The organism is uncultured Polaribacter sp., assembly GCF_947497125.1.
Lineage (GTDB): Bacteria > Bacteroidota > Bacteroidia > Flavobacteriales > Flavobacteriaceae > Polaribacter.
This window is the reverse complement of record NZ_CANMFI010000002.1, coordinates 404,090-415,537: the sequence shown is the minus strand read 5'-3', so window position 1 is coordinate 415,537 and position 11,448 is coordinate 404,090. Positions and strand designations below refer to the sequence as shown.

Here is an 11,448-nt window from a genome sequence, read left to right as displayed (position 1 = left end):
TACGTGAAAAAAGTAGTTCTTTTTATCGGATTTATAATTGCAGGATTTGTTTTTTGGTCTCTGTGCATAAAACCTTATGATTACTTGGTAAGTTTTAATGTAAAAACGACTCCGGGCACCATCAATCAGTCTTTAAAATTATGGAACTCTGGCTTAAAGGATGCAACAATAGAATTCGAAAAAGAAGCGAATACTTTTAAACATCAGCGCACTTTTAACGATAGTTTACATACTTACAAATGGCAATCAAACCCAATAAATGACTCTATTACCAATGTTAAAATATTTATAACAGACCCAAAAAATGGGTTTAAAAATAGAATCTTAAATCCGTTTTTTAATACAGACTTCGAAAGAAGAACTAAAAAAACAGTGCTGCTTTTTATAGACCATATTAACAAGCATCTTAAAGAAATAAAAATTACCCTTAAAGGAGAAAGCGAAACAAAATCTGTATACTGTGCGTATGTTCCATTAAAAAGTTTGCAAGTAGAAAAAGCAAAAAACATGATGCAATATTACTCGCTTATCAATGGGTTTTTAGCAAAAAACAATGTTGTTTTTAACGGCACTCCGTTTTTACAAGTAACAAACTGGAATCAGCAAACAGACAGTATTTCGTATCATTTTTGCTTTCCTATTACTAAAAAAGATTCGCTACCTGAACATCAAAAAATAAAATACAAACAGTATACAAGTGTAAAAGCATTAAAAGCTGTTTATAATGGTAATTACATTACCTCAGACAGAGCTTGGTATGCCCTTGATGCGTATGCAAAAACAAATAATATAAAAATAAATAAGACTCCTTTAGAAGTTTTTTATAGCAACCCAAATTTTGGTGGTGATGAGCTTCAATGGAAAGCTGAAATATTTATGCCGATTAAAGAATAGGCAATTTTAAAACAAGAATAAGAGAAATTTAAAAAGTATAATGACTAATCAATCATTACAAAAAAGAAATTGGTGGAAAGAAGGGATTGTATATCAAATCTATCCACGAAGCTTTAAAGACACTACCGGCAATGGTATCGGAGATATACGTGGTATAATTAACAAACTAGATTATATTAAAAGTTTAGGTGTTACCATGATTTGGTTAAATCCTATTTATGAATCTCCGAATGATGATAATGGTTACGATATTAGTAACTACAGAGCAATTATGCCAGAATTCGGAACCATGGCAGATTTTGATGAACTTTTAGAAGGTTTACACAAAAGAAAAATAAAATGTGTAATGGATGTTGTTGTAAACCATAGTAGTGATGAGCACGAATGGTTTAAGCAATCTAGAAGCTCTAGAGATAATAAATATAGAGACTATTATCATTGGTGGCCAGCAGAAAAAGGAAAGCCAAACTATCGATGGAGTTTCTTTGATGAAAAAAGTGAAGCTTGGAAGTATGACAAACAAACAGATGCTTATTACCTACACTATTTTTCTCAAAAACAACCCGATTTAAATTGGGAAAACCCAAAGGTTAGGCAAGAGGTATATGAAATTATGAAATTTTGGGCTAACAAAGGCGTTGATGGTTTTCGATTAGATGCTTTTCAATTTGTTAGTAAAGACACTACTTTTCCTGAATTTCCAAAAGGATATGATGATACTGTGGTAAGTGTTATAAAATATCACGGTATGGGGCCAAACATACACAAGTACTTAAAAGAAATGAACAAAGAAGTACTTAGTAAGTATGATGTTTTTGCAGTTTCTGAAGGTGTAGGTAGCTCTTTAGAAGATGCTCATAATATTGTAGATGAAGACAGAGAAGAGTTGCAAATGGCTTATCATTTTGAGAGCACAGATCTTGTAAACTCTCTAGATAAATGTACCCTTGCAGAAATTAAAGAATGCTTTACAAAATGGGATACTTCTTTTGATACTGAAGGATGGTTGGCAATTTATTTAGCTAACCACGACCAATCACGCATGGTTAATAGATTTGGTAGTGATAAACCTGCCTTTAAAGATGCTTCTGCAAAGCTTTTAAACACCTTTATATTAAGCATGAAAGGAACGCCGTATGTGTATTATGGTGATGAATTAGGGATGACTAACAATGGTTTTGAAAAAATAGAAGAATACCAAGATATTGCAGCTATTAACGGATACAAAAGTGCGAAAGCAAAAGGAGAAGATTTAGACGTATACTTAAAAACCATGACTCTTTTATCAAGAGATAATGGTAGAACACCTATGCAATGGGATGCTTCAGAAAACTCAGGATTTTCATCAGAAAAACCATGGTTACCAGTAAATAAAAACCATAAAACCGTTAATGTTGCTACCCAAGAAAAAGAAGAAAACTCTGTGTTAAACCATTTTAAAAAAATGGTTGCATTAAGAAAACAACATCTTACTTTGGTTTATGGTAAATATACCTTGCTCGAAAAAGAACATGCAACTATTTATGCCTACACGCGTGTTTTAGAAGATGTAAAAATGCTTGTCTTATTAAATTTTTCTGAAAAAGAAAGCAGCATTCAAACACCTGAAATAAAAAATATCGACTCGCTATTGATTAACAATTACCATAACATTGTTCTTAAAGATCAAAAAATAACACTAGCACCCTATCAGGCTGTTATCTATTCATTAAAAAAATAAACTATATTTATTATGAAAAAACTATTTTTTAACTTCATTTCAACACTTTTTTTAGCGTCACTTTTGGTTGCTTGTAATGCATCAAAAGGAAAACTAACAGTAGAATCGCCCGATAACAATATTGAAGTAAAATTTGCTGTTTCTAAAGTAGGAGCGCCATTTTATACTGTTCAATTTAAAAACAACACAGTAATTGACACGTCTTTTATTAGTTTTGATTTTAAAGAACTACCATCTTTAAAAGAAGGTTTTAAAGTAATAAATACTACAAGAAATACAGTAAACGAAACATGGCAAATGCCTTGGGGAGAGCAAATAGATGTAGAAAACAACTACAACGAACTTGTGGTGTATTTAGAAGAAGAAACACCTTTAAAAAGACAATTAAACATTCGTTTTAAAATATACAATGATGGGGTTGGTTTTCGATATGAATTTCCAAAGCAAGAAAACATAAAAGAGGTATTAATTACAGATGAAAATACCGAATTTAACTTAACCGAAGATCATACTGTTTGGTGGATTCCTGGTGATTGGGATATTTATGAACACTTATACAGCGAAACAAAATTTTCTGAAATTGATGCTTTATCAAAAGCAAATCACGAAAATTTAGCAGCAACTTATATCCCAGAAAATGCAGTTAATACCCCTGTTACCATGAAAACAAGTACCGGTTTACACCTTAGCTTTCATGAAGCAGATTTAACAAATTATGCTGGTATGACGCTAAAAGTAGACCCATCAACATTAAAAATGACTAGCGAACTGGTAGGATCTGAAAGGATGAAAGGGAAAGCAAAAATAACAGTACCATTTAACACTCCTTGGCGTACCATACAAATTGCAGAAAGTGCTGGTGACTTGATAGAATCTAAAATGATTTTAAATTTAAATGACCCTAATGAGTTAGGTGATGTAGACTATTTTACACCGATGAAATACGTTGGTATTTGGTGGGAAATGCACATTGGAAAATCTACCTGGGACATGGAAGGAAGCCAAGATATGAATACTTGGACACAAGGAAAATCTAGAACATCGCGTCATGGAGCAACTACCGAAAACGCAAAAAAATATATTGATTTTGCCGCAGAAAACGGCATTAAAGGGTTGCTTGTTGAAGGCTGGAATACCGGTTGGGACAAATGGTTAGCAGAAGCAGATGCGAGAGAAGGGTTGTTTGATTTTATGACGCCGTATGCAGATTATAACTTTGAGGAAGTAAAAAATTATGCCAAAGAAAAAGGCATTGAAATAATTATGCATCATGAAACCTCTGCAGCGCCTTTAACCTACGAAAAACAAATGGATGAGGCTTATAATTTTATGAAACAAAACGGTATAAATTCTGTAAAAACAGGATATGTAGGCGAGATAATTCCGAAAGGAGAATACCATCACGGACAATGGATGGTAAACCACTACCATAAAGTTTTAGTAGAAGCAGCTAAAAAGAAAATAGCCATAAATGCGCACGAGCCAATTAAAGCAACCGGTAAAAGAAGAACCTACCCAAATGCAATTGCAAGAGAAGGTTTAAGAGGGCAAGAATTTAATGCATGGGCAACAGACGGTGGTAATCCACCAAATCATATTGCAACCGTTGCTTTTACAAGAATGTTATCTGGGCCAATCGATTTTACACCAGGTGTATTTAATATTAAGTTTGATGACTATAAAAAAGGAAATCAAGTAAATACAACATTAGCACATCAATTGGCATTGTATGTTGTTATTTATAGCCCTTTACAAATGGCCTGTGATTTACCAGAACATTATCTGTTAGATGGCAAAGTACATCCTGCCTTTCAGTTTATTACTGACGTAGGTGTAGATTGGCAACAATCAAAAGTATTAGAAGGTGAAATTGGCGATTTTGTGGTGATTGCACGTCAAGAAAAAGAAACAAATAATTGGTTTGTGGGAGGTGTAACAAATGAAGAGGCTAGAAACTTAACAATTAATTTTGATTTTCTAGAAGAAGGAAAAACGTATACTGCTAAAATGTATAAAGATGCAGAAGATGCGCACTGGGATAACAATCCGCAAGCCTATACCATCGAAAGTAAAACAATAACAGCAGCAAGTAATATCGACTTAAAAATGGCTGCTGGTGGCGGATTTGCTATCAGTATTGTAGAAAATAACTAAACGCTAATTTATTAACAACTCTAAAAACCAACATTCATGATCAAAATAAAAAAACCTCGTTTATCTTTTTGGCAAATTTTTAATATGAATGTTGGCTTTTTAGGCATTCAATATAGTTTTGGCTTACAACAAACCGCTATAAACCCTATTTTTTTATACTTAGGTGCATCAGAAGACATGCTACCAATTCTAAATATTGCTGGGCCTGTTACTGGGTTAATTGTACAACCAATTATTGGCGCCATGTCAGACAAAACTTGGTCTAACCGTTGGGGAAGAAGAAAACCCTACTTTTTAATTGGTGCTATCTTAGGTAGTTTGTGTTTATTTGCGTTCCCTACCAGTCCTGTTTTATGGTTTGCTGTAGGCTTGTTATGGATTTTAGATGTTGGTAACAACATGGCAATGGAACCTTACAGAGCCTTTGTAGGAGATAAATTACCAGAAAACCAATTAAGCCTTGGTTTTCAAATGCAAAGCTTGTTTGTAGGTGCTGGTATTTTATTAGCAAACGGTTCTATTGTACTATTTCAACATTTATTTGGCGCAGAAGCAGCCGAAACTTCTGGAGTAATACCGCAATGGCTATACTACTCTTTTTTTATTGGTGCTTTTTTATCTTTAGTTACCATTTTATGGTCTGTTTTTAAAACACCCGAAATTGCCCCAACTGAAGAAGAATTGTTAGAAATTAACGAAATTAAAAAATTACCAATTACCCAAAAATTTACCAAGCCTTTTTTAGAAATTGTAGAAGCAATTAAAAAAATGCCTTCATTTATGTGGAAAATTGGCGGAGTCTACTTATTTCAATGGTATGCACTTTTTATCTATTGGCAATTTACAACTCCTTTGTTTAAAAAAACAATGGGTTTTAGCACCTCTGAAGCAGCCTCTCAAGCGGCAAAAATGAGTTTAACATACAATATTGTAACCATGGTTGTTGCATTGGCTTTAGTGCCATTAACACTTAGATTTGGTGGTAAAAAAATATACGCATTGAGTCTAGTAGCCACTGCAATCGCTTTATTTTGTATCCCTTTTATAACCGATCCTTTATTGGTGTTAATACCAATGGTTTTGTTTGGTATTGGTTGGGCAGCAATGATGGGCATCCCTTATACAATGGTGTCTAAAGTAGTACCTCAAAACAAAAGAGGTGTTTATATGGGTATTTTAAATATGATGATTGTAATACCTATGTTTATACAAACCATCACTTTTGGATCAATATATAAATACCTATTAGCAGACAATGCAATTAATGCCATGCTTTTTGCTGGAGTGTTTTTTGCAATTGCAGCAATACTAGCAATGCGATTAAATGAAAATAAAGAATAAAACCATGAAAAACAGCGGTATTAAATTTTCGTTATTTCTTAATTATTTTGTTTTTGCTTTTCTATTAAACAGTGTTGGCACTGTAATACTGCAAGTACAGCGTACTTTTAGTGTTACACAATCAGTAGCAAGTGTTTTAGAAGGTTTTAAAGACATTCCTATTGCAATAACATCATTTGTTTTGGCTTCATTTTTACCTAAAATCGGACTTAAAAAATCGATGCTTTTAGGTTTATTAATCGTTACCTTATTTTGCTTTTTAACTCCGTTTTCGAATGATTTCTGGTTTTTTAAACTATTGTTTGCCGCAATAGGGGTTTCGTTTGCATTAATAAAAGTAGCTGTTTTTGCAACAATAGGTTTAATTACTGCTGATGAAAAAGAGCATGGTAGCTTTATGGGAGTTTTAGAAGCTATTTTTATGGCCGGCGTATTAATAGGCAACTTATTATTTAGCTTATTTATTGATGACAATAACCCTAAGTCTACCTTGTGGCTAAATATGTATTGGCTAATGGGAGCCTTAAGTTTTATTGCTTTTTTTGTGTTGTTATTTTCTCCGTTAGATGAAGAAAAAGCAACCATTGAAAAAAGATCTTTTAAAGAAGATTTTAAAGAAATGCTTCTAATTACTTTTAAACCCTTAACACTTATTTTTATAGCTAGTATTTTCTTATATGTTTTAATAGAGCAAAGTTTTCAGAGTTGGTTTCCTACCTTTTATCAAGATATTTTAAAAGCACCCGCAAGCATGGCAATTCAGGCAGGTGCAGTATTAGCCGGCGCCATTATGGTTGGCCGTTTGTTAGGGGGTCTTATCTTAAGAAAAGTAAAATGGATTTACCTATTAAGCGCCTGTTTATCTATTGTGGCTATAATTGTTTTGGTTGCATTGCCACTAACTAAAAACAGTAGTTTAAACTCAGAAATATCGTGGTTAAACGCGCCGTTTGTTGTGTATTTAATGCCACTTATGGGATTGTTTTTAGCGCCAATTTATCCAACATTAAATTCAACAATTTTATCTGCATTGCCTAAGCACATGCATAGTTCTATGTCTGGATTAATTGTAGTATTTTCTGCCTTAGGCGGTACAACAGGCTCTATTATTACTGGTTATGTTTTTGAAACCTATGATGGCACAAGAGCTTTTTACTTTTCGTTAATACCCATTGCTGCTATTTTTACAACCATATGGCTTTTAAATAGCCTTACAAAAAAGCAAAAAGTAGCGTTATGATTTTTAAGTTGAACATAAAAGAAACCTTAAAAAATCTTTTAAAACAAGAAGATACAGATGGTGATAAAAAAATAACCATTGAAGACAAAGGGCCTAAAAAATTTAGCATAACCACCTCTTCAAATAAAGAATACATCGTTTCTGGTACTTATCATTTGTCTAACTTACTACAGGAATTGGTTATTGCCAAGTTTGCTGGTAAAAAAGAAGCTGTCATTCCGTTACATTATATTGAAGAATTACCAACCGATCGTATTTCTAGAATGATAAAAGAATATTATTGGTCTGGTTTAACACGTACGATGGATGCTACTGGTATTAAAAACTTAATTTCAGACACAAAAAACGAGCAACTAACACTTACTAAACTTCCTGTTTACATACCCCAAAATGATGCACTTGCATACTCGTATTACAAAGAGTTAGAAAATAAGTTTCCTATTGAAGTATGTAAATTGCCCGAAAATATATCGGCAGCCTATGTAAAATCTATAAATAACAAACCTGGTATTTTATCATTAAAGCTTACAAAAACACAAGATAAAACAAAGGGCGTACCTTTTGTTGTGCCTGGAGGACGGTTTAATGAAATGTATGGTTGGGATAGTTATTTTGAATCGATTGGCTTAATTATAGACGGTAAAGTTGCCTTAGCAAAGGCAATGGCAGATAATTTTCAATACCAAATAACTCATTATGGTAAAATATTAAATGCCAACCGATCTTATTATTTAACAAGAACACAACCCCCTTTTTATTCAAGTTTAATTCGCGAGGTTTTCGAGATTACCAAAGATATCGATTGGTTAAAATCGCACCTTAAAACCGCCATAAAAGAATATGAAACCGTTTGGATGGTAAAAGGAGAAAGGTTGGTTAAAAACGGTTTAAATAGATACTTAGCAGCAGGTATTGGTGTGCCTCCAGAATGTGAAGCAGGTCATTTTGATGCAATCATTTTGCCTTTTTCATCAGCGTTAAAAATAGCTGTTAATGACTATATTGAACAGTATCAATCCGGAAAAATAAAGAACAAAATACTAGACGAATATTTTATCAACGACCGATCTGTAAGAGAATCTGGGCACGATACTTCTTACCGAATAGATGGCAATTGTACTCATTTAAACTTGGTAGAATTAAATGCTCTTTTGTATAAATACGAAACTGATTTTGCTGCAATAATTGAAACAGAATTTAAAGGTAGTTTTAAGGTTAATAATCAAAATTACACCTCTAATTATTGGATACAAAAGGCCTCTGAAAGAAAAAAACTTGTAAACACCTTTCTGTGGAACGAAAAAGAAGGCATGTACTTCGATTATAACATAGTCACTAAAGAAAAATCTACTTTTATTGCCGCAACTACTTTTATGCCATTATGGTCTAAAATGGCTTCTAAAGAACAAGCAGAAAAGCTAGTAAAAACAGCCATACCTCTTCTAAAAATGGAAGGCGGAATAGCAGGTAGCACAAAAGATAGCAGTGGAAAAATATCAAAAGAAAGACCGCAAAGACAGTGGGATTTTCCTTTTGGATGGGCACCACATCAAATGCTAATTTGGAAAGGGCTACTTGCTTACAATTACCACAAAGAAGCGCAAGAACTTATATACAGATGGTTGTTTATGATTACTAAAAACGCGGTCGATTATAATGGTACCATTCCCGAAAAATATGATGTAGTAGCTTGTACGCATAAAGTTTTTGCCGAATATGGCAATGTTGGTACAGATTTCGAATACATAACGCAAGAAGGTTTTGGTTGGATGAATGCCTCTTATCAATATGGTTTATCTTTAATAAATAAAGAAAATCGGAGCTATTTAGACAAATTGATACCTCCTTCTAAATTATTTTAAATGCAGTTTTTAAGGCGCATCTTTATTATTTTAATTTGTTTCTTATTTTCTTGTGAAGAAAAGACTCTCATAAACCAACCCTTAACTTCTGGGTATCATATAGAAAATAACACTCTTTATTATCAAGAAAATCCACTTCAAGTAATTGGGGCAAATACCCTTCATAGCTTTGGTATTGGTAGTAGCGATTTAAAAAGTTGGCAGTTAGAAATTGCAAGAGAATTTATTGGCAATGTAAAAGAAAATCCCATTATTGGCGCACCTATTTTAGATAGTAATAATAAATATTTACACGCATTACAAAGTATTGTAGATGATAATAGAGCCAACAATTTAATTACAATTTTATGTCCATTTGGTTGGATTGGCACACAAGAAACCTTGTTTACAGGTAAAAAACCTAAAAACACTTTTTGGTGGAACGATTATAAAGAAACCTTAGAAGTTTGGGCACTTCATTTTAAAGACCAAAATGATGTTTGGTTAGAGGTCTGGAATGAACCATATACTTTTGATAGAAGCGATGGATATACAGACGCAACTTGGCAAAACGACATGAACATTTTGTACGATATTATTAGAAACACTGGTAATAAAAACATTGTTGTAATACCCTGTGCAGAACAAGGTCAAGATGAAACTGTATTGCTTAATGTAGGGAGCAATTTTCTGCAAAATAAAAGCAATGTTCTTTTTGATGTTCATGCCTATGAAAAGTGGTTATTAGACACCGATACAAGCATAAAAACCCGTTTACAAAATTTAAAGAAGGCTAATTTACCGGTATTTTTTGGAGAAGTAGCTCCTGTAAACGCTGGTGTTTTAATGAATCCAACTGTTTTTTTAAACGCAAGTTTTCAAGAGGGATTTTCTATCTGTGCTTGGCTTTGGAAATATGACGAAACAGACCAAGATGCCTTATTAACAGCATCAGGATTAGAAAACAATAATAACAATAATAATTGGGGACAGCTTTTTAAAAGTATTGCTACTCAAGAAAGAAAAACATCAAAATAATGCATTCACTTAAAATAATATTATCTAAATACAGCTACTTTTCTGTTGCTTGGGTATTTGCATCTATCAATTTTATTATGGGTACATGGGTGTTATACATCCCATATGTAAAAGAAAAATTAGGTTTAGATGATGCGCAAATTGGTTTTGCACTATTCTGTTTTGCGTTGGGTATTTTAGTGTTTTTACCGCTTATACCGTACCTTTCTAAAAAAGTAGGATTAGGCTATTATACTTTAATTGCGCTCGTGCTTTTTGCGGGTTCTTTTTTGTTTCCGTTGCTAGCAAACACTTATCTATTATTGTGTTTATCTCTTTTTATATCAGGTGTTTTTGTAGGCTCTACAGATGTTGCTATGAATGCTTTGGTATCTGAAATCGAAAAAAGGGACAATCAAAACTTTATGTCGGCAGCTCATGGTTTTTTTAGTTTGGGTGGTGCAATAGGAGCTTTTTTAGGAACTTTTTTACTCAGTTACTTTACCGCACCCGTTTATCATATGCTATGTGTGGTTCTTTTTGTGATAATAACCAACATTCTTTTAGCAAAACATTACTATAAAACTACCGAAAAAACAGTCTCTAAAAAAGAAAACACCTATCATTTTAATGCATTAAAACCTCTTTTTATAATTGCTTTTATTGCATTTGTAATTATGAGTAGCGAAGGCGCCATAGAACATTGGAGTGCTTTATACCTTAAAGAACAAGTGGGTGTTACTTTAGAAAAAAACCTTGGCCTTGGTTTTATTGCTTTTTCTATAATGATGACTATTGGTCGTTTTTTTGGAGACCGGATTAGTGAAAAAATTGGCTCATTAAAAATTATTTTTTATGGCTGTTTAATTTCTAGTATTGGCTATCTATGCATACTTACCAATCTATTTTATAGTACCATTGTAGGCTTCGGAATTGTAGGTTTAGGGCTTTCTGTAATTATCCCAGAATTATTTAGAATTGCAGGTAAAACAACAGGGGTAAAATCGTCTGTAGGCATTTCTTTTGTTTCAGGCGTTGGTTTTGTTGGCTTTTTACTAGGCCCAGTTATATTAGGATATATCTCTTATAACTCGAGTTTAAAAGTTAGTTTTTTATTTTTACTCTCTTTAACGATCATTGTTTTTTGTCTTTTATTGCTAAAAATAGTTAATGTTCGAAACCGGTTTCGTTCTTGATTTAGCTATATTTAAACTTAATTTTTTCCATCGGTAAAATGCTTT

8 protein-coding genes are annotated in these 11,448 nt (G+C 32.9%); all 8 read left to right on the top strand.

The window, feature by feature from the left end; translation table 11 throughout:
- Positions 1 to 3 precede the first annotated feature (3 nt).
- Genes Q0678_RS04945 through Q0678_RS04910 form a run of 8 tightly spaced genes read left to right on the top strand, consistent with a single transcriptional unit; the run spans position 4 to position 11,403 of the window.
- Positions 4 to 894 (top strand): GyrI-like domain-containing protein, encoded by an 891-nt coding sequence (locus tag Q0678_RS04945; protein ID WP_299054748.1) that lies wholly within the window; start codon positions 4 to 6, stop codon positions 892 to 894.
- Between the two features lie 40 nt (positions 895 to 934).
- Positions 935 to 2,614, top strand: a complete 1,680-nt coding sequence (locus Q0678_RS04940; RefSeq protein ID WP_299054747.1) for an alpha-glucosidase — start codon at positions 935 to 937, stop codon at positions 2,612 to 2,614.
- A gap of 12 nt (positions 2,615 to 2,626) precedes the next feature.
- Complete coding sequence (locus tag Q0678_RS04935) at positions 2,627 to 4,768, top strand: glycoside hydrolase family 97 protein (RefSeq protein ID WP_299054745.1); 2,142 nt, start codon at positions 2,627 to 2,629, stop codon at positions 4,766 to 4,768.
- A gap of 39 nt (positions 4,769 to 4,807) precedes the next feature.
- Entirely contained in the window at positions 4,808 to 6,109 is a 1,302-nt protein-coding gene (locus tag Q0678_RS04930) for an MFS transporter (RefSeq protein WP_299054977.1), read from the top strand.
- Entirely contained in the window at positions 6,093 to 7,349 is a 1,257-nt protein-coding gene (locus Q0678_RS04925; protein WP_299054743.1) for a sugar MFS transporter, read from the top strand. The genes Q0678_RS04930 and Q0678_RS04925 overlap by 17 nt, the downstream gene beginning before the upstream one ends.
- The gene (locus Q0678_RS04920) at positions 7,346 to 9,211 is read left to right on the top strand and encodes an alpha,alpha-trehalase (RefSeq protein ID WP_299054740.1); all 1,866 of its coding nucleotides are present in this window, start codon (positions 7,346 to 7,348) and stop codon (positions 9,209 to 9,211) included. The genes Q0678_RS04925 and Q0678_RS04920 overlap by 4 nt, the downstream gene beginning before the upstream one ends.
- On the top strand, positions 9,212 to 10,228 hold the full coding sequence (locus Q0678_RS04915; RefSeq protein WP_299054737.1) for a cellulase family glycosylhydrolase: 1,017 nt from the start codon (positions 9,212 to 9,214) through the stop codon (positions 10,226 to 10,228).
- Positions 10,228 to 11,403 carry an MFS transporter gene (locus Q0678_RS04910; RefSeq protein WP_299054734.1) on the top strand — a complete coding sequence of 392 codons (1,176 nt, stop codon included), beginning with the start codon at positions 10,228 to 10,230 and terminating at the stop codon, positions 11,401 to 11,403. Before Q0678_RS04915 ends, Q0678_RS04910 begins: the two co-directional genes overlap by 1 nt.
- The last annotated feature ends 45 nt before the right edge of the window (positions 11,404 to 11,448 follow it).